Raw genomic sequence first — 18,812 nt, forward strand, 5'->3', positions numbered from 1 at the left:
GGCGGCTGTCGGCACAGGTTCGCACTGTGTCGGGCAACACTATGTGAAACAACGTTGCATCAACGTTGCATCGCAGTGATTCACACCACTTTTCCTGGAGCGCGTCGTCCCCCGACACGACGAAACCCCCCGCCGGGGTGAACCGGCGAGGGGTTTCGGTGATCGGTGAAGCTACCGGCGCGCTTACTCCGCGGCGGTGTCCTCGGCCGGGGCGGCCTCGGCGGCCGGGGCCTCGTCTTCGACGGGGACCAGCGAGATCTTGCCGCGGTTGTCGATGTCGGCGATCTCCACGCGCAGCTTGTCGCCGACGTTGACCACGTCCTCGACCTTGGCGACGCGCTTGCCGTTGCCCAGCTTGGAGATGTGCACCAGGCCGTCGCGGCCCGGCAGCAGCGAGACGAACGCGCCGAAGGCGGTGGTCTTGACGACCGTGCCCAGGAAACGCTCGCCGACCTTCGGCAGCTGCGGGTTCGCGATCGCGTTGATCGCGTCGATCGCGGCCTGCGCCGACGGCCCGTCGGTCGCACCGACGAACACGGTGCCGTCATCCTCGATGGAGATGTTGGCGCCGGTGTCCTCGGTGATCTGGTTGATCATCTTGCCCTTGGGCCCGATGACCTCGCCGATCTTGTCGACCGGGATCTTGATCGCGGTGACGCGCGGGGCGTACGGGCTCATCTCGTCCGGGGTGGCGATGGCCTCGGCCATCACGTCCAGGATGGTGGTGCGGGCGTCGTGCGCCTGGTTCAGCGCACCGGCCAGCACCTGCGAGGGGATGCCGTCGAGCTTGGTGTCCAGCTGCAGGGCGGTGACGAAGTCACGGGTACCGGCGACCTTGAAGTCCATGTCGCCGAAGGCATCCTCGGCACCGAGGATGTCGGTCAGCGCGACGTAGCGGACCTCGTCCTCACCCTTGTCGTTGGTGACGGTGTCCGACACCAGGCCCATGGCGATACCGGCGACCGGCGCCTTCAGCGGCACACCGGCGTTCAGCAGCGACAGGGTCGAGGCACACACCGAACCCATCGAGGTGGAACCGTTGGAGCCCAGCGCCTCCGAGACCTGACGGATGGCGTAGGGGAACTCCTCCTGCGAGGGCAGCACCGGCATCAGCGCACGCTCGGCGAGCGCGCCGTGGCCGATCTCGCGACGCTTCGGCGAACCGACGCGGCCGGTCTCGCCGGTGGAGAACGGCGGGAAGTTGTAGTGGTGCATGTAGCGCTTGGAGGTCTCCGGGCCGAGCGAGTCGACCTGCTGGGCCATCTTCACCATGTCCAGGGTGGTGACGCCCATGATCTGGGTCTCGCCACGCTCGAACAGCGCCGAACCGTGGGCGCGCGGGATCACGGCGACCTCGGCGGACAGCGCGCGGATGTCGGCCAGACCACGGCCGTCGATGCGGAAGCCGTCGGTCAGGATGCGCTGGCGCACCAGCTTCTTGGTGACCGAGCGGAACGCGGCGCCCAGCTCCTTCTCCCGGCCGGTGAAGTCCTCGCCCAGACGCGAGAGCACGTCGAGCTTGATCTCGTCGATCTTGGCCTCGCGGGCCTGCTTGTCGGCGATGCTCAGCGCCTCGTTCAGCTCACGCTTGGCGGTGCCCTCGACGGCCTCGAACACGTCGGCGGCGTACGGCGGGAAGAGCGGGAACTCCTCGGTGGGCTTGGCGGCCAGGGTCGCCAGGTCCGACTGCGCGCGGCACAGGCGGGCGATGAACGGCTTGGCGGCCTCGAGGCCCTGGGCCACGACGGCCTCGGTGGGCGCCTGCGCGCCGTCGGAGATCAGCGCGATGACCTTGTCGGTGGCCTCGGCCTCGACCATCATGATGGCGACGTCACCGGACTCGGTGACCCGGCCCGCGACGACCATGTCGAACACGGCGCCCTCGAGCTGCTCGACGGTCGGGAACGCGACCCACTGATCACCGATCAGGGCGACGCGCACGCCGCCGACCGGGCCGGAGAACGGCAGACCGGAGATCTGGGTGGACGCCGAGGCGGCGTTGATGGCCACCACGTCGTAGAGATCCTGCGGGTCCAGGCTCAGCACGGTGACCACGACCTGGATCTCGTTGCGCAGGCCGTCGACGAACGACGGGCGCAGCGGACGGTCGATCAGGCGACAGGTCAGGATCGCGTCGGTGGAGGGGCGGCCCTCGCGACGGAAGAACGAGCCGGGGATGCGGCCCGCGGCGTACATGCGCTCTTCGACGTCGACCGTCAGCGGGAAGAAGTCGAACTGGTCCTTGGGGTGCTTGCCGGCGGTGGTCGCCGACAGCAGCATGGTCTCGTCGTCCAGGTAGGCGACGACGGATCCGGCGGCCTGCTTGGCCAGACGGCCCGTCTCGAAGCGGATGGTGCGGGTGCCGAAGCTACCGTTGTCGATCAGCGCGACCGACTCGAAAACACCGGGCTCGACCTCGACCGCAGTCGAAGCACGTTCAGTTGTCTGCGTCATTTTTCTTCTCTCGACCTCTCGTCTCGCCGGAGCGCAGCACCATGTGGGCGCGAACCAGCTATTTCGTCAGCCGTACCGGACACGGACACGTGGAAACCCTCCTGGCTGCCACGCGCAGCACCCGGCCGGATCCCCTTGGAAGCGGCGACGCGGAGGCGGTCATCGATCGAAGCCCGACGGCGGCGGGAAAAACGCCTGCCGAAAGGCCACTACCGAAGACCGACGCCACGCGGACGGATGCACACGGCTGTCACATGTTGTAGTGCACGCGGAAACCCGATGGTCGCCGAATACACGAATAGCCAACGAGAAGAAGTGTACTTCTTCCCATTGGCTACTCGCCGACCGCCTCAGCGAGGAGGCGTGTCGAAGCAGATCAGCGGCGCAGGCCGAGACGCTCGATGAGCGAACGGTAGCGCTCGATGTCCTTGGCCTGCAGGTACTTCGACAGGCGACGACGACGACCGATCAGGGCCAGCAGGCCGTGCCGGGTGTGGTGATCGTGCTTGTGCTGCTTGAGGTGCTCGGTCAGGTCCGAGATCCGCTTCGACAGCAGCGCGATCTGCGCCTCCGGCGAACCGGTGTCCTTCTCGTGCAGGCCGTACTCGGCCAGAATGGCCGACTTCTGCTCAGTGGTCAGCGCCATGCGGCATCGACTCCTCTTTCTCAGTTCCGCGCTCGAAGTCCCGGTTACCCGGAATGGGCGCCACCGCGGACCGCAGCAAACCCGAGGATCGACTGTACCGGAGCGCTCGGGCGCGGGCCGCACCGGCCTCAGGCGTCGGCGGCGGTGAGTACCTTGCGCGCGTTCTCGACATCGCGGCCCATGGCCTCGACCAGGTCGTCGATGGTGTCGAACTTGCGCATCCCGCGCAGTTGCTCGACGAAGTCGACCGCCACGTGCTGGCCGTACAGATCGGCCTCGCCGTCGAGGACGAAGGCCTCCACGGTGCGCGAACGGCCGGAGAAGGTGGGATTCGTGCCGACCGAGATGGCGGCCATCGCGCGCTCACCGGGCTCGACCGTGCCGATGGTCGGGCCGGGGCCGAGCACGGTGAACCAGCCCGCGTACACGCCGTCGGCCGGGATCGCCGCGTGCATCGGCGGGGCGACGTTGGCGGTCGGGAAACCGAGCCCGCGACCGCGCCCGTCACCGTGCACGACGACGCCCTCGACCCGATGCGGACGGCCGAGCGCCTCGGCGGCGGCCGCCATGTCGCCCGCGTCGACGCAGGCGCGGATGTAAGTGGAGGAGAAGGTGACGGCGTGCTCGCCGAGCAGGGTGACCCCGTCGACCTCGAAGCCGAAGCGGGCGCCCAGCTCGCGCATGGTGTCGACGGTGCCCGCGGCCTTCTTGCCGAAGGTGAAGTTGTCGCCGACGACGACCTCGGTGACGTGCAGCCGCTCGACCAGCAGATCGTGCACGTACCCGGCCGGGGTGAGCTTCATGAACTCCTGGGTGAAGGGCATCACGCAGAACACGTCGATCCCGAGTTCCTCGGCGAGCTCGGCCCGCCGGGTCAGGGTGGTGAGCTGGGCGGGATGGGAACCGGGCCGGACCACTTCCATCGGATGCGGATCGAAGGTCATCAGAACCGAGGGAACATCACGCTTCTTCGCCGCGGCCACCGCGCGGCTGATCAGCTGCGCGTGCCCGCGATGCACGCCGTCGAACACGCCGATCGTGAGGACGCAGCGCCCCCAGTCGGCGGGCACATCGTCGAGACTTCGCCATCTCTGCACAGAGCGAAGCCTACGCAACGTTATTCGCCGGCGCCGTGCCGGTCCGCCGATGTGTCATTCGGGCCAGGGATGCCTAACATCAATGATGTGCCAGGTAAACGAGATGTCGCTACCCGCCGAGCGTCGACAGCGCCCGGTGAACAGGCCGAACTCGCTGCCACCGCGACGCTCGCGCCCGAATTGTCCGCAGTGGCGCAGGACTATCTGAAAGTCATCTGGACCGCCCAGGAGTGGTCACAGGAGAAGGTCTCGACCAAGCTGCTCGCCGAGCGGATCGGCGTGTCGGCCTCGACGGTGTCCGAGGCGGTCCGCAAGCTCTCCGATCAGGGTCTGGTCGAGCACGCCCGCTATGGCTCGATCACCCTCACCGAGCACGGCCGGCGCGCCGCCGTCGCCATGGTGCGCAGGCACCGGCTGATCGAGACGTTCCTGGTGAACGAGCTCGGGTACGGCTGGGACGAGGTCCACGACGAGGCCGAGGTGCTCGAGCACGCGGTCTCGGAACTGCTGATGTCGCGCATCGACGCCAAACTCGGCCACCCCGATCGCGATCCGCACGGCGACCCCATCCCGTCCGTCGACGGCGCGGTCCCCACGCCCCCGGCCCGGCGCCTGTCCGACTTCGCCGCGGGCGAATCCGGCCGCGTCGCCCGCATCTCCGACTCCGACCCCGCCATGCTGCGCTACTTCGACTCGGTCGGCATCGCCCTCGACACCGTGATCGCGGTCGAGGAGCGCCGCGATTTCGCCGGCACCATCGCGGTCCGCATCGCCGCCGCCGACACCCCGACCGAACTGGGCACCCTTGCCGCCGAAGCTATCTGGCTGACCGCCTAGCAGCTGAAGTAGGACCGCAGCGTATCCGGGACGCCGGCGGCGGTGGCCTCGGCCCAGCACGTGTCGTGCGGGAACCGGACATAGGTCGTCCAGGTCCCGGAGGCGCGGGTGATGATGCGCTGGTTGTCGCCGGGGCTGTTCCAGGACACGACGGCCCAGCGGCCGTCGCAGTGGGAGATGGTGGCGGCGGGCACGCGGTCGACCCCGAGTTCGGTCTCGACGGTGGCTTCGGCGCAGGCGGGCGCCGGTGCGGTGTCCTGGAAGCGCAGATTCCCGGTGACGGTCGCGCCGGCGTCGACGAGGAAGAGCGAGTGCATGCCCTCGGGAACCGGATCGGTGCCCGCCGGGGCCGTCATCCCGAAGTGGTAGCAGCCCGTCACGGCGGTGAAGACGGCCACGCCGGCGGCGTCGGTGACACCGTCCTGGCGTTGCGTTTCGGTGGTCTCGCCGATGGGGATGTCGCGACCGGCCGGGTCGCACGGCTGCTGAAGCGAAAGACGCACGGGGACACCGGGAACCGGAACACCGGACAGCGTCGCCGTGCGCAGGACGACCGTCCCGGTCCCGGGCACCGGCGCCGGAGTAGTGCGGGTGGCTGTGGGCGCGGTGGCGGTACCGACCGGCGCGCTCGTCACCGGTGCCGCGCTCGGCGGGATGATCACCGGCGGCCGGGAGGTGCTGGTTGCCGTACTCGGCCGGACCGAACTCGACGCCCCCGACCCCTGCGGATCACCACCACCGCCGCATCCCGCGAGCAGCAGCGTCACCCCGACGACGACGCCGATCCAGGTCTTCCCTCGTGCAGCCATGGCCCACCCCTCCGTAGCCGAGAGCTATTCGTCCTGGCTATCGCGACGAAGGGCGGTGGCGTTAACCACCGTCCAGTGGCCCTGACGCCACGGCGGCGTGGCTCAGCGGGACAGGAAGTCCAGCAGGACACGGAATTCCGCGAGCGAGAGGTAGCCGTCGCCGTCCTGGTCGGCCGCGGCGAGGAGGTCCGCGGCCGGTTCCTCGATGCGGCCGCCGCCGACGTGGCGGATCAGTGCGTCCAGTTCGCTCACCGAGATGCGGCCGTCGCCGTTGACGTCGAAGACCCGGAACGCCGCGTCGGCGTCGGTCACCTCGATACGGCCCTCGACCACGGCGGCGTCGAATTCGGCACGAGAGACCAGGAAGTCGCCGTCGGTGTCGGCGGCGGCGACCAGTCGTTCGATCGCCGCGCGGTCGACCTCGATACCGGCGGAACGGATTCCGGCGGCGATGTCGTCCACCGACACCAGCCCGTCCCCGTCGCGGTCCCACAGCGTGAACGTGTCGACCGGCTCTGTACTCATCGCGCTACCCTTCCCCGCGATCGGCGACATCCGTACGCCGACCGTCACCGCCACTCTACGTAGGCGCGAACGACGATGTCCGGCGACGCAGACATCGGCCCGCGGGAATCCGCCGAACACCACGCGGCGCACGACCTTTCGGATCAGTCGCCGATGCCCTGGGGACGGACCACCATCACCGAGGCCGCGCGCTTGCCGCTCTCCTCGAGCAAGGCGATGGCCTTGCCCGACGGATCGATGGCCGCGTACACGCCCTTGATCCCGATCGGCTCGAGCCAGCGGCCGTTGCGCAGGTCGTTCGCCTGGGACTCGTCGATGTCGCGGTGCGGGAACGCGGTGCGGACCGCGGTGTCGATGTCGAGGCTGAGCAGGGGCTGTTCGGCCGCCGCGGCGGCAGCCAGTTGCTCCAGGGTGCGAGCGTGTTCGAGGGTGAACGGGCCGACTCTGGTGCGACGCAACGCCGTCAGATGCCCGCCGACGCCGAGGGCGGCGCCGAGGTCGCGGGCCAGGGCGCGGATGTAGGTGCCCGAGGAGCACTCGACTTCGACGTCCAGATCGACGAATTCGCCGTCCGCGACATCGCGGCGGGCCAGCACCTCGAAGCGCGACACCGTCACCGGACGGGCCGCGAGCTGCACGTCCTCCCCGGCGCGGGCGCGGGCGTAGGCGCGCTCGCCGTCGACCTTGATGGCGCTCACCGTGGCCGGGACCTGTTCGATGTCGCCGGTCAGCGCCGCGACACCGGCCGCGATCTCGGCGTCGGTGACGTGCTGCGCCGGGGTGGTCGCGGTGACCTCGCCCTCGGCGTCGTCGGTGATCGTGGCCTGGCCGAGCCGGATGGTCGCGGTGTAGGCCTTGGTGGTCAGGATCAGCTGGCCGAGCAGCTTGGTCGCCCGCTCCACACCGAGTACGAGCACGCCGGTGGCCATCGGATCGAGCGTGCCCGCGTGCCCGACCTTCTTGGTGCGCAACAGCTTCCGGCTGCGCGCGACGACATCGTGGCTGGTCCAGCCGCCGTCCTTGTCGACGATGACCAGGCCGCCGAGCTGGTCGACCGCGGGGGTGCGCGCGGCCATCAGCCGTGCGCGATCGCGGTCAGGATCAGCCCGTCGGCGATCATCCAGCGGCCGTCGAACGAGGTCAGCGGGGCGCCGCCGTCGTTCGTCGTCCCGGGCACGAGCAGCTGCGTGTGGAAGGTGCCCGTACCGGAATCGGCGGTGCGGGAATCGATCTCGACACTGATGTGCGCGTCCTCGAAACCGAGCCAGCGCAGCGTCAGCGGGAACCAGGCCTTGTAGGTGGCCTCCTTGGCGCAGAACAGCAGGCGGTCCAGGTGCAGACCGTCGGCGGGCGCGGTGGCCAGCCAGTCCCGTTCGGCGGGCAGACTGACCGACTCGAGCACGCCCTCGGGCAGCGCGCCGTGCGGTTCGGCGTCGATACCGACCGAGCGGAAGCGCAGCGCGTGCGCCATCGCCGCGGCGCGGTAGCCGTCGCAGTGGGTCAAGCTGCCGACCACACCGCGCGGGAACAGGGGCATGCCGCGCTCCCCCTTGCCGATGGCCACCGGCGGCTCGCCCAGCTGCTCGAGCGCGAGGCGGGCGCAGTGGCGGGCGCCGATGAAGTCGCGCCGACGCTTCTCGACCGACTTGGCGATGAGGTGTTCCTCGGCGGGGTGCGCCTTCAGGTCCTCCGGGTACGCCAGCAACTCGGCGGCGGCCACGCCCGAGGGCAGAATGTTGTCAATCATCGGGTCCCAGCCTAGTAGTGGTCAGACGCCGCGTCGGCGGTCGGCCTTGGCGCGCATCTCGGCCGCGGCGGCTTCCATTTCCGGGGTGACGCTGAAGTGGCCGCCCCAGGCGTTGAGGTCACCCTCGGCGTAGACGGGCTCGGGCAGGATCTGGCGCAACAGCGGCTCGGGCATGCCGCGACGTTTCCATTCGCGCGGGTAGCCCAGCGACACCTCTTCGAAGCGCACGCCGTCGTAGTAGGTGGTGCGCGGGATGTGCAGGTGCCCGTACACCGAGCAGACCACGTTGTAGCTGGTGTGCCAGTCGGCGGTGAGGTCGGTGCCGCACCACATCGAGAACTCGGGGTAGAACAGGATCTCGGTGGGCTGGCGGACCAGCGGGAAGTGGTTGACCAGCACCACCGGGGCCTCCGGGCCCAGCGCGTCGAGGCGGCGCTGGGTGTACTGCACGCGCGCGTGGCACCAGGCGTCGCGGGTGAGGTATGGGTCGGGGGTCAGCAGGAACTCGTCGGTGGCGACGACATTGCGTTCCCGCGCGACGGCCAGGCCCTGCGCCTTGGTGGTCGTGCCCGCGGGCAACCAGGAGTAGTCGTAGAGCAGGAACATCGGCGCGATGGTCACGCGGCCGCCGTACTGCTCGGCGCCCGAGCCGGTCCACACCGGGTACGGATCCTCCGGGGTCACCACGTCGAGGTCGCGGCACATCGAGACCAGGTAGTCGTAGCGCGCGGCGCCGTGCATCTGCACCGGGTCCTTGGGCGTGGTCCAGAGCTCGTGGTTGCCCGGCACCCAGATGACCTTCGCGAACCGGCCGCGCAGCAGCTCCAGCGCCCAGCGGACCTCGTCGGCCTTCTCGCCGACGTCACCGGCGACGATCAGCCAGTCCTCCGGCGAATCCGGATGGATCTGCTCCACCACCGGCTTGTTGCCCTGATGCCCGACGTGCACATCACTGACCGCCATCAACTTCGGAATCACCTGTCCACAGTGGCACACCCGCGAACCGGCGCCTGCGCGGGTTCACCCGATCCGATCACGCGGTCGTCAGCGCCCCTCGGCGACCAGCAGATCCAGCAGCGCCGACGCGGCCGTGTTCGTGTTCTACGAGGCGTGGCGCGGCAGCGCGGATTTGGACTGCCGCACATGCGCGAGTTCAGGAGCGGAACAGGCCCTCGACGAAGGACAGCACCTGCGGCCGCGCCTGCGCGTCGATCTCGGGATGCCCGCCCGGATACTGGCCGAACTCCACGGCGGTGCCCGCCGAGCGCATCTGCGCGAGCAGGGTGTAGGTCATCGGCAACGGGACCACCGTGTCGGCGGCGCCGTGGACGATCAGGATCGGCTGCCGGTAGCCCACCGTGGGGACCACCATGTAGTCGCGCAGCGCCGCGCCGATGCCGTCGGCGTCCACCGGGCGCGCCAGCAGCGCACCGATCGACGCGCCGTCGACCACCGCGCCGAAATCGTCGACGCAGCTGGTGGCGATCGCGTCGACGACGTCCCGGCCGCGCGAGCTGAGCAGGCCGTTCACATCCAGATCGGGGCGGGCGGCGCGCAGCCCGGCGAGGATGCCCGCGAACGGGCCGACCAGCTCGTCCACGATCGGCAGATTCGGCACCCGCGGGTCGAGCCGGGACAGGATCTGCTCGAAATTGGATTCCGGCGCGAGCGCGACGGTGCCGCGGAAGTCCAGCTCGGGGGCATAGTCGTCGGCGAGATTGCCGGTGGCCAGCGCCGCGTGGCCGCCCTGGGAGCCACCGACCACCGCCCAGGTCGCCGACAGTCCCGGCTCCGCCGCGCGGGCGGCCCGGACCAGGTCGATCGTCGCCGTCGCCTCGGTGCGGGTGTGCAGGTACGGATGCACGGTGTCGGAACCGACGGACAGCCCGAGATAGTCCGGCGCGACCACGGCCCACCCGCGGTCGAGGAAGGATTGCAGCAGCGGCCGCTCGTGGACCGCCTTGTTCGTCGTGATGCCGCACTGCGGACCCAGACCGCTGGTGCCGTGGTCCCAGGCCACGACCGGATAGCCGCCGGCCGGTGGCGGCGAGTTCGGCAGCAGCACGAGCCCGGCGCCGTTGATCAGGCCGCCGGTCGGCCCCTCGGTGCGATAGTCCACGATCGCCGCGCGGGACCAGTCACCCCAGCCCGCGGGCTGGTCGATGTGCCCGAGCAACGCGCCGGCCCCGTCGGGTGCGGCTTGCGCTGCGGGAACCCCGATTCCGAGCCCGGCAACCAGGACCGCGGCGACGACCGCCGATCGGAGACCGATACTCCTGGACATCACGCCACGCACTACTTCGCCTCCATCATCGGTTCGAAGTCCTCCGTCCCGACGGTAGTGCGACATCGCCGACCGGGGCATCGCTGTGACGAGCGCCACTGTCCTACGCGGCCCCGGTCGGGATATCGGCGCCGACGCGTGCCCAGCGGCCGGAGCGGGCGCGGGCCACGACGGCCAGCAGGCGTAGCAGCATGAACGCGACCAGGCCGGACCAGATGCCCGCGACACCCCAGTCGAAGACCAGCGACAGCCAGATCAGCGGCAGGAAACCGATCAGGGCGGCGATCAGCGTGGCGGTGCGCAGGAACGCGGCGTCGCCCGCGCCGAGCAGGACACCGTCGAGCGCGAAGACCGCGCCGGCCACCGGGATCATCGCGACGAAGAACCACCAGATGACGTGCGTGCGCTCGAGGACCTGGGCGTCGTCGGTGAACAGCAGCGGGATCACCCCCGCACCGGCGGCGAAGGTGGCGGCCAGCACCAGGGCGAAGATCTCCGACCAGCCCGTGACCCGGCGGGCGATGCCCTCGGCGCCCCGCGCGTTGCCCGCGCCGAGCGCCGCACCGACGAGAGTCTGCGCGGCGATGGCCAGCGAATCCAGCGTCAGCGCCAGGAAATTCCACAGTTGCAGGACCAGCTGGTGGGCGGCGACCGAGGCGGCGCCGAAGCGGGCGGCGACGGCGGCGGCGGAGATGAAGCACGCCTGGAACGACAGGCTGCGCACGATGAGATCGCGGCCGAGGACCAGCTGGGCCCGCATCACGGCGGGGTGCGGGCCCAGCGGGACCCGTTCGCGCAGCAGCGCGTAGCCGAACAGACCACCGGTCACGAGCTGGCCGACCACATTGGCCACCGCCGACCCGGCCAGCTCCAGGCGCGGCGCCCCGAACAGCCCGTACACCAGTACCGGGCACAGCACGGCCGACAGTGCCAGTCCCACCACCACGAACATCAGCGGGCGGCGCACATCCTGTACCCCCCGCATCCAGCCGTTGCCCGCCATCGACAGCAGGATCAGCGGCACGCCGAACAGGGCGATCCGCACCCAGCGCAGCGCCTCGTCGGCGATCTCGCCGCCGCCGGCGATCGCCGCGCACAACGGCCCGGCGACCAGCTGCACCACCACCAGGATGAGCACACCGATCGCCGCACCCACCCAGCTGGCCTGCACGCCCTCCGCGACCGCGCCCGCCCGGTCTCCCGAGCCGTGCCGGCGCGCCGCCCGCGCGGTGGTGCCGTACGACAGGAAGGTGAGCTGGGTGCTGACCGACCCCACGATGACCCCGCCGACCGCGAGCCCGGCCAAAGCCAGCGCCCCGAGCCTGCCGACGATCGCCATGTCGAACAGCAGGTACAGCGGTTCGGCCACGAGCACGCCGAGCGTCGGCAACGCGATCCCGAGAATCCGTCGCGGCCCCACCTCGGCGTCCGGACCAACCGTGGACATCAGACTCTGCCTCCCCGTCGCCGGCGCCCGATCCGGCGCACGACACCGATGCTCGCACACCCCCAGGACGCCACGACCCGGCGCCGCCACGAGCACCCTGCCACCGGCGGAACGGGCGCCGAACCGGACCCGCGCGGCGGAAGCCGGACGACCCCGGGGAATTCCCTGGTAAATGTCGCGGTGCCCGACACCTCGGGCAATACTGGTCACTCGCCCAGTCAGGGCGGACGCTGCGCGACCCTCCCGGTTCGCCCCGATCTCCCAGGACTGCAACGATGGCGTTTGTACAGCGGTGGCGCGTGATCACGGCGTTCGCCCTCGTGGGCGCGGCGACCCAGGTCGTCTGGCTCAACTACGCGCCCGTCACCACGGTGGCGGCGGACCATTTCGGCGTGTCGGAGTCGGCGGTCGGCTGGCTGGCCAACATGTTCCCGCTGCTGTACGTGGTGCTGGCGATCCCGGCGGGCATCCTGCTCGACCGCTGGTTCCGGCCCGCCCTGATCGCGGGCGCTGTGCTCACCGCGATCGGCGCCGACCTGCGGTTGCTGCACGACAGCTTCGCCATGGCACTGCTCGGTCAGACCATCGTGGCCATCGCGCAGCCGCTGGTGCTCAACGCGATCACCGGCGTCGCCGGGCACTACCTCGCCGAGAAGGACCGTCCGACCGGAATCGCGGTCGGCACCGCCAGCACCTTCGCCGGGATGGCCGCGGCCTTCGTACTCGGCGCGATCTTGCCCGCCGAACACCAGCTGTGGACGCTGACCGCCGTGGGCGCGGGATTCGCCAGCGTGGCCGCGCTGCTGCTCACCGTCGAGGTCCTGCGGCCGGGACAGGTCGCGGCGGGCGCGGCGCTGAGGCGTCCGGCGGGTGAGCCGCTGGCCGCGCTGCGGGTGACGCTGCGCGACCCCTATGTCCGCCGACTGTGCGCGGCGGTCTTCTTCCCGTTCGGCACCTTCGTCGCGCTGGCCACCTACGGTCAGGCACTGCTCGAACCGGCCGGGGTGAGCGCCGACGCGGCGAGCGTCGTGCTGCTGATCAATGTCGTGGCCGGGGTCGTCGGATGCGCGGTGGTGCCGGTGGCCGTGCTGCGGCGCGGCGTCGAACTGCCCGCGGTCATGGTGGGCCTCACGGCCAGTGCGCTCGCCTGTCTGCTCGTCGCCGTCGCGCCCGGGCTCGCCACCGGATTCCTGGCCTTCGTGCTGATCGGCCTCACCCTGCTGCCCGCGCTGCCGATCGTGCTCACCATGACCGAGCGGCACACCGGAGTCGCCGAAGGCACCGCGGCCGGGCTCATCTGGATGACCGGCAATTTCGGCGGCCTGGTCGTCGCCGGAGCCACCGGCCTGCTCGTCGACCGGCCGGCGGCGGCGTTCGGACTCTGCGCCGTCGCGACGATGGTGGGAGTGCCGCTCGTGCTGCGGCTGCGACGCGAGCCCGTCGCCGTCGGCTGATCGGCGCGGTGTCGGCCGGGCAACTCGCGCGAGCGGACCGCCCCGCCCGATGTGGCCGGAGCACACGCCCGGCGACGGTTCCGCGCTCAGCCGAGCGCGGTGACCAGCGCCTGCACCACGTCGGTGGCGTTGCCGTAGGTGGTGTATCCGGCCGCGAAGCGATGTCCACCGCCGCCGAACTCGCTCGCGATCGCGGCGACATCCACCCCGTCGGCGGCGCCGGGCGCGGAATCACGGGAGCGCAGCGAGACGGTCCAGCGGTCGTTCTGGCCGCGGGCCTCCTTGAAGACGGCGGCGATCCCGGCCTCGGCGGTGGTGCGGACGACGTCGATGACGCTCTCCACCTCTTCAGGGCCCACCTCGTGGGTGTCGGCGGCCCGCACCAGCGCGTAGACCAGCCCCACCCCGGCAGCCGAGGGTACGACGACCGCCGTGGACAGCACCTTCGACAACATCGGCAACCACGCGTACGGGTGGGTGTCGAGCAGCACCCGGGTGATCTCGGCGCCGTCGATCCCGGTGGCGAGCAGCCGCTCGGCCATGGCGTGACTGCCGGTCCTGGCCCAGCGGAACGAGCCGGTATCGGTCACCAGCCCCGCGAACAGGCAGTGCGCGATGGGGGCGTCGATCGGGATGCCCCACGCGTCGAGCAGGCGAGTGACCAGCTCCGTGGTCGAGGCCGCCGACTCGTCGATCAGGTCGACGGTGCCGAATCCGTCGTTGGCCCGGTGATGATCGATGACCAGCGTCGTCGTCGCTCCGGCCAGCCGGTCGCCCAGCACCCCGAGCCTGCTGCGCGCACCGCAGTCGACGACGACCAGCAGGTCGACCTCGCGCGGTACCTCGGCGGGCGGCACCAGCAGATGCCCGCCGGGCAGCGTCCGCAGCGAGGCGGGCAGGTCGGCGGGTTCGGCGAAGGACACCACCACCGGCACGCCCTTGCGTTCCAGGGCCAGCGCCAGCGCCAGCCCGCTGCCGATGGTGTCGGCATCGGGCTGCACGTGACACAGCACCGTCACCGACCGCGCCGTCGCCAGGGCGGCGACGGCGGCGGCCGGCACGGTCGCGTCACGGGCGCCGGTCATGCGGTACCCGTTCGGCATGCGCGGGCGCCCGACGTGGTCACGCGAGCTACCGCCTCCAGGCGCTGACCGCTCATGCCGGGCTACTCGTCGCCGTCGTCGTCGCGATCGGACTTGTACGGGTCGGCCTCACCGGCGTGCGTGGCCTTGGCCGCGACCTTGGCGACCTCGTCGTCGATGGCACGAGCCCGGGCCAGCAGCTCCTCCATCTCGCGAGCCGCGTCGGGCACCTTGTCCAGCGTGAACGACAGGATCGGGGTGAACTTCACCCCGGTGCCCGCACCCACCTTGGACCGGAGCACGCCCTTGGCCGCGTCCAGACCGGCGGCGGCGGCCGCGTAGTCGGGTTCGGTGTCGAGCGTCTCGCCCATCACCGTGTAGAACACCGTTGCCTCGCGCAGATCGCCGGTCACCTTGGCATCGGTGACGGTGACGAACCGCAGCCGCGGATCCTTGATCTCGTACTCGATCGCGGTGGCCACGATCGCGGAAATCCGCTTGGCGAGTCGGCGTGCCCTGGCTTGATCCACCATGGCGATACCTCCCTCTAGTCTTCGGGTCCGAAGATCCGGCGGCGTACTGCCAGCAACTCTATCTCCGGACGGGCGGCGACGTGCCGCTCACATTTGTCGAGCACCTCGTTCAGGTGCGCCGTTTCCGCGCTGACCATGGCCACCCCGAGCAGTGCCCGGCGGTGTAAGTCCTGGTCGCCGGCCTCTGCGGCGTTCACGGCGAAGCGCTTCTGCAGCTCGGCGAGGATCGGCCGGATCACCGACCGCTTCTCCTTGAGCGAGTGCACGTCACCGAGCAGTAGATCGAATTCGAGCGCACCGATGTACAGCGGTGCTCACCTCCTGATAGATGGATGGATTGCCCGCATGACCACACGCCGCACCCGAGGTTTCGGATGCGGCGTGTGGAACGGTGTGCGTGATCAGTCGCGCGGCTTCTCGCGCAGCTCGTACGCCTCGATGATGTCGCCGTCCTTGATGTCGTTGTAGGTCACGGTCATACCGCACTCGTAACCTTCGCGGACCTCGGTGGCGTCGTCCTTCTCCCGCTTGAGCGAGGAGATGGTCATCGTCTCGGCGACGACCCGGCCGTCACGGATCAGGCGCGCCTTGGCGTTGCGCTTGACCGAACCCGACAGGACCATGCAGCCGGCGATGTTGCCGACCTTCGACGAACGGAAGATCGCGCGGATCTCCGCCCGGCCCAGCTCGACCTCTTCGTAGATCGGCTTGAGCATGCCCTTGAGGGCCTTCTCGATCTCGTCGATGGCCTGGTAGATCACCGAGTAGTACCGGATGTCGACGCCCTCGCGGTTGGCCAGCTCGGTGGCCTTGCCCTCCGCACGGACGTTGAAGCCGATGATGATCGCGTTCGAGGCCGACGCCAGGTTGACGTTGGTCTCGGTGACGCCACCGACACCGCGGTCGATGACGCGCAGGCGCACCTCGTCGTCGATCTCGATGCCGAGCAGGGCCTCTTCGAGGGCCTCGACCGTACCGGAGTTGTCGCCCTTGAGGATCAGGTTGAGCTCCGAAGTCTCCTTCAGGGCGGCATCCAGATCTTCCAGGCTGATCCGCTTGCGGCTGCGCGCGGCCAGCGCGTTGCGCTTGCGCGCATTGCGGCGGTCGGCGATCTGGCGAGCGATCCGGTCCTCGTCGACCACGAGCAGGTTGTCGCCCGCGCCGGGCACCGAGGTGAAACCGATGACCTGGACGGGCCGCGACGGCAGGGCCGCCTCGACGTCGTCGCCGTGCTCGTCGACCATGCGGCGCACGCGACCGTAGGCGTCGCCCGCCACGATCGAGTCGCCGACGCGCAGCGTGCCGCGCTGGATGAGCACGGTGGCCACCGGGCCACGGCCGCGGTCGAGGTGCGCCTCGATGGCGACACCCTGGGCGTCCATGTCCGGGTTGGCCCGCAGGTCGAGCGAGGCGTCCGCGGTCAGCAGCACCGCTTCGAGCAGCGCGTCGATGTTGGTGCCCTGCTTGGCCGAGATGTCGACGAACATGGTGTCGCCACCGTATTCCTCGGTCACCAGGCCGTACTCGGTCAGCTGCTGCCGGATCTTGTCCGGGTTCGCGCCTTCCTTGTCGATCTTGTTGACCGCCACCACGATCGGCACGTCGGCCGCCTGGGCGTGGTTGATCGCTTCCACCGTCTGCGGCATGACGCCGTCGTCGGCCGCGACCACGAGGATCGCGATGTCGGTGGCCTTCGCACCACGGGCACGCATGGCGGTGAACGCCTCGTGACCCGGGGTGTCGATGAAGGTGATCAGGCGCTCTTCGTCGTTGAGGTTGGTCAGCACCTGGTAGGCACCGATGTGCTGGGTGATGCCACCGGCCTCGCCCTCACGGACGTTGGCCTTACGGATCGTGTCCAGCAGTCGGGTCTTACCGTGGTCGACGTGACCCATGACGGTCACGACCGGCGGACGCTGCTCGAGGTCGTCCTCGCCGCCGGCGTCCTCGCCGTAGGTGAGATCGAACGATTCCAGCAGCTCGCGGTCTTCGTCCTCGGGGCTGACGACGTGCACGACGTAGTTCATCTCGCTGCCGAGCAGCTCGAGGGTCTCGTCGTTCACCGACTGGGTCGCGGTGACCATCTCGCCGAGGTTGAACAGCGCCTGCACGAGGGCAGCCGGGTTCGCGTCGATCTTCTCGGCGAAGTCCGACAGCGACGCGCCGCGGGCGAGACGGATGATCTCGCCGTTGCCGCGGGGCAGCCGCACGCCACCGACGGCGGGCGCCTGCATGTTCTCGTATTCGGCGCGCTTCGCCCGCTTCGACTTACGGCCACGACGCGGAGCGCCACCGGGGCGACCGAACGCACCCGCTGCGCCACCACGGCCACCGGGACCACCGGGACGACCGCCGCCGCCACCGGGACGACCACGGAAACCACCGGCCGCGGGTGCACCGGCACCCTGACCTGCACCGGGGGCACCGCCACCGCCACCGCGGTAGCCGCCACCGCCGCCACCGGGACGACCTGCGCCGCCACCGGGAGCGCCGCCCGGACGACCCGGACGGCCACCGGCCGCCGGACCCGGACGCGCGGAGCGCTGGGGCATGGCACCGGGGTTGGGACGCGGCGGCATCGAGCCCGGGTTGGGGCGCGGACCACCGGGACGCGGGGCACCGCCCTGCGCGGCGGCCGGACGCGGACCACCCTGGCCCTGGCCGGGACGGGGACCGCCCTGACCGGGAGCCGGACGCGGACCACCCTGGCCGGGAGCCGGACGGGGACCGCCCTGACCCGGGGTCGGCCGCGGGCCGCCCTGCGGGGCGGGACGCGGCGCCGGACGCTCACGATCCGGGGCGGAGCTGAACGGGTTGTTGCCGACGCGCGGGGTCTTCGGGCCGGGCTTCGGGCCGGGACCGGCCGGACGCGGGGCCGGAGCACCCGGCGCGGGCTGACCCGGACGGGCCTGACCGGCGGCGGGCTGACCCGGACGCGGTGCGCCGGGCGCCGGACGCGGGCCGGGCGCGGGGGCACCGGCCGGCTTCGCGGCGGGCGCCGACTGCGCGGCGGCCGGGGTCGGCCGAGCGGCCGGAGCCGGCTTGGCCTCGGCCGGAGCCGATTCGGCGGCCGGAGCCACCGGGGCCGCGGGGGCCGCCGGGGCGGGCGCCGCCGGAGCCGGACGCGGACCGGGACGGGGGCCGCCACCGGGGGTGGGCTTGGCGGCCGGACGGGCCGCCTGCGACGGCCCCGGACGGGCCGCGGGCTTCGCGTCGCCCGCCGGGGCGGACTTCGACGCGAGCGATTCGCGCAGACGACGGGCGACGGGTGCTTCCACCGTCGAGGACGCCGACTTCACGAACTCGCCTTGCTCCTTGAGCTTCGCGAGTAGTTCTTTGGACGTGACACCGAGTTCTTTGGCCAACTCGTGCACGCGGGCCTTGCCTGCCACTGCTCTCCTCACTGAGAGGCCGAGCAGCGCCACCGTGTAAGGGGACGGCGGCCCGCACGACCTCGGGTTATCTCCGATGGACGTTCATCGTTGGTGCTTCACGGTGTGCTCATGAGTGCTCGTGCCTGTTCTCGAGGTACTGCTCCAGGGCTGAGATATCCAGATTTCCGGACACTCGTAGGGCTCTGCCGAATGCTCGGCGCCGCTCTGCGGAACGCAGACAAGCTGAAACGGGGTGCAGCCAGGCACCCCGTCCGGGAAGTCTGCGCCGCGGATCGGGAACGATCGCAACAGTCGAGGCCCCGGCAGAGCCGGTGTCCCGATGCTGCGCCACGATCCGCAACAGGTCGGCAGACGGCTCGCGCTGACGGCATCCGATACAGGTTCGCACGGATTGCGCGGGCCGGTCTTCCACCCACTCTACCGGTGACCCGGTCATAACGACGAACCCCTCCCCTTCCGAAGTTACGAACATGTCATCCAAGGGTCGGGATTCCCGCGTTTT

Annotated in this window: 17 protein-coding genes; 2 read left to right on the forward strand and 15 right to left on the reverse strand. The window is 70.6% G+C overall.

What is annotated here, in order from left to right; genetic code table 11:
• Positions 1-183: 183 nt before the first annotated feature.
• From Q7X29_RS24825 to Q7X29_RS24835, 3 genes are all read right to left on the reverse strand, one after another.
• Positions 184-2,454, reverse strand: coding sequence for a polyribonucleotide nucleotidyltransferase (locus tag Q7X29_RS24825; protein ID WP_218717773.1), 2,271 nt, complete (start codon positions 2,452-2,454; stop codon positions 184-186).
• A gap of 376 nt (positions 2,455-2,830) precedes the next feature.
• Entirely contained in the window at positions 2,831-3,100 is a 270-nt protein-coding gene (gene rpsO / locus Q7X29_RS24830) for a 30S ribosomal protein S15 (protein WP_019048089.1), read from the reverse strand.
• Between the two features lie 128 nt (positions 3,101-3,228).
• Complete coding sequence (locus Q7X29_RS24835; RefSeq protein ID WP_316575516.1) at positions 3,229-4,197, reverse strand: bifunctional riboflavin kinase/FAD synthetase; 969 nt, start codon at positions 4,195-4,197, stop codon at positions 3,229-3,231.
• 69 nt (positions 4,198-4,266) lie between these two features.
• Here Q7X29_RS24835 and Q7X29_RS24840 point away from each other — a divergent pair, with 69 nt between their 5' ends.
• Positions 4,267-5,034 carry a metal-dependent transcriptional regulator gene (locus Q7X29_RS24840; protein ID WP_255587519.1) on the forward strand — a complete coding sequence of 256 codons (768 nt, stop codon included), beginning with the start codon at positions 4,267-4,269 and terminating at the stop codon, positions 5,032-5,034.
• Here the strand turns inward: Q7X29_RS24840 and Q7X29_RS24845 are convergent.
• The 7 genes from Q7X29_RS24845 to Q7X29_RS24875 all read right to left on the reverse strand — a co-directional run bounded on the left by Q7X29_RS24845 (position 5,031) and on the right by Q7X29_RS24875 (position 11,846).
• Positions 5,031-5,843, reverse strand: coding sequence for a hypothetical protein (locus tag Q7X29_RS24845; protein WP_316575517.1), 813 nt, complete (start codon positions 5,841-5,843; stop codon positions 5,031-5,033). The two genes, Q7X29_RS24840 and Q7X29_RS24845, sit on opposite strands and share 4 nt — an antisense overlap.
• A gap of 102 nt (positions 5,844-5,945) precedes the next feature.
• Positions 5,946-6,368 carry an EF-hand domain-containing protein gene (locus Q7X29_RS24850; RefSeq protein ID WP_218717770.1) on the reverse strand — a complete coding sequence of 141 codons (423 nt, stop codon included), beginning with the start codon at positions 6,366-6,368 and terminating at the stop codon, positions 5,946-5,948.
• A 143-nt stretch (positions 6,369-6,511) separates the two neighbouring features.
• Entirely contained in the window at positions 6,512-7,444 is a 933-nt protein-coding gene (truB, locus tag Q7X29_RS24855; protein ID WP_316575518.1) for a tRNA pseudouridine(55) synthase TruB, read from the reverse strand.
• On the reverse strand, positions 7,444-8,115 hold the full coding sequence (npt, locus tag Q7X29_RS24860; RefSeq protein WP_218717768.1) for a 4'-phosphopantetheinyl transferase Npt: 672 nt from the start codon (positions 8,113-8,115) through the stop codon (positions 7,444-7,446). Before npt ends, truB begins: the two co-directional genes overlap by 1 nt.
• A gap of 21 nt (positions 8,116-8,136) precedes the next feature.
• Positions 8,137-9,093, reverse strand: a complete 957-nt coding sequence (locus Q7X29_RS24865) for a metallophosphoesterase family protein (RefSeq protein WP_218717767.1) — start codon at positions 9,091-9,093, stop codon at positions 8,137-8,139.
• A gap of 175 nt (positions 9,094-9,268) precedes the next feature.
• Positions 9,269-10,399, reverse strand: a complete 1,131-nt coding sequence (locus Q7X29_RS24870) for a lipase family protein (protein WP_218717766.1) — start codon at positions 10,397-10,399, stop codon at positions 9,269-9,271.
• A 103-nt stretch (positions 10,400-10,502) separates the two neighbouring features.
• Positions 10,503-11,846 (reverse strand): MATE family efflux transporter, encoded by a 1,344-nt coding sequence (locus tag Q7X29_RS24875; RefSeq protein ID WP_316575519.1) that lies wholly within the window; start codon positions 11,844-11,846, stop codon positions 10,503-10,505.
• Between the two features lie 275 nt (positions 11,847-12,121).
• Between Q7X29_RS24875 and Q7X29_RS24880 the strand changes: the two genes are divergently transcribed.
• Positions 12,122-13,300: an MFS transporter gene (locus tag Q7X29_RS24880; protein ID WP_316575520.1), complete on the forward strand. Its 1,179-nt coding sequence runs from the start codon at positions 12,122-12,124 to the stop codon at positions 13,298-13,300.
• An 86-nt stretch (positions 13,301-13,386) separates the two neighbouring features.
• On the opposite strand, the gene Q7X29_RS24885 is transcribed toward Q7X29_RS24880, so the two are convergent.
• The 5 genes from Q7X29_RS24885 to Q7X29_RS24905 all read right to left on the reverse strand — a co-directional run bounded on the left by Q7X29_RS24885 (position 13,387) and on the right by Q7X29_RS24905 (position 18,746).
• A complete protein-coding gene (locus Q7X29_RS24885) occupies positions 13,387-14,385 on the reverse strand; it encodes a DHH family phosphoesterase (protein WP_316575521.1) in 999 nt (332 codons plus the stop codon).
• 80 nt (positions 14,386-14,465) lie between these two features.
• On the reverse strand, positions 14,466-14,915 hold the full coding sequence (rbfA, locus tag Q7X29_RS24890; RefSeq protein ID WP_316575522.1) for a 30S ribosome-binding factor RbfA: 450 nt from the start codon (positions 14,913-14,915) through the stop codon (positions 14,466-14,468).
• Positions 14,916-14,929: 14 nt separating this feature from the next.
• Positions 14,930-15,223: a DUF503 domain-containing protein gene (locus Q7X29_RS24895; RefSeq protein ID WP_218717795.1), complete on the reverse strand. Its 294-nt coding sequence runs from the start codon at positions 15,221-15,223 to the stop codon at positions 14,930-14,932.
• A gap of 93 nt (positions 15,224-15,316) precedes the next feature.
• Positions 15,317-18,307, reverse strand: a complete 2,991-nt coding sequence (gene infB, locus Q7X29_RS24900) for a translation initiation factor IF-2 (RefSeq protein WP_316575523.1) — start codon at positions 18,305-18,307, stop codon at positions 15,317-15,319.
• 109 nt (positions 18,308-18,416) lie between these two features.
• Positions 18,417-18,746: a YlxR family protein gene (locus tag Q7X29_RS24905; protein ID WP_218718422.1), complete on the reverse strand. Its 330-nt coding sequence runs from the start codon at positions 18,744-18,746 to the stop codon at positions 18,417-18,419.
• Positions 18,747-18,812 lie beyond the last annotated feature (66 nt).

Source organism: Nocardia canadensis (genome assembly GCF_032656385.1).
Classification (GTDB): domain Bacteria; phylum Actinomycetota; class Actinomycetes; order Mycobacteriales; family Mycobacteriaceae; genus Nocardia; species Nocardia canadensis.

Coding starts and splice junctions, on each gene's coding strand:
- Q7X29_RS24825 (WP_218717773.1), bottom strand. CDS start 2,454: ATGACGCAGACAACTGAACGTGCTTCGACTGCGGTCGAGGTCGAGCCC.
- rpsO (WP_019048089.1), bottom strand. CDS start 3,100: ATGGCGCTGACCACTGAGCAGAAGTCGGCCATTCTGGCCGAGTACGGC.
- Q7X29_RS24840 (WP_255587519.1), top strand. CDS start 4,267: ATGCCTAACATCAATGATGTGCCAGGTAAACGAGATGTCGCTACCCGC.
- Q7X29_RS24845 (WP_316575517.1), bottom strand. CDS start 5,843: ATGGCTGCACGAGGGAAGACCTGGATCGGCGTCGTCGTCGGGGTGACG.
- Q7X29_RS24850 (WP_218717770.1), bottom strand. CDS start 6,368: ATGAGTACAGAGCCGGTCGACACGTTCACGCTGTGGGACCGCGACGGG.
- truB (WP_316575518.1), bottom strand. CDS start 7,444: ATGGCCGCGCGCACCCCCGCGGTCGACCAGCTCGGCGGCCTGGTCATC.
- npt (WP_218717768.1), bottom strand. CDS start 8,115: ATGATTGACAACATTCTGCCCTCGGGCGTGGCCGCCGCCGAGTTGCTG.
- Q7X29_RS24870 (WP_218717766.1), bottom strand. CDS start 10,399: ATGTCCAGGAGTATCGGTCTCCGATCGGCGGTCGTCGCCGCGGTCCTG.
- Q7X29_RS24875 (WP_316575519.1), bottom strand. CDS start 11,846: ATGTCCACGGTTGGTCCGGACGCCGAGGTGGGGCCGCGACGGATTCTC.
- Q7X29_RS24880 (WP_316575520.1), top strand. CDS start 12,122: ATGGCGTTTGTACAGCGGTGGCGCGTGATCACGGCGTTCGCCCTCGTG.
- Q7X29_RS24885 (WP_316575521.1), bottom strand. CDS start 14,385: ATGACCGGCGCCCGTGACGCGACCGTGCCGGCCGCCGCCGTCGCCGCC.
- rbfA (WP_316575522.1), bottom strand. CDS start 14,915: ATGGTGGATCAAGCCAGGGCACGCCGACTCGCCAAGCGGATTTCCGCG.
- Q7X29_RS24905 (WP_218718422.1), bottom strand. CDS start 18,746: ATGACCGGGTCACCGGTAGAGTGGGTGGAAGACCGGCCCGCGCAATCC.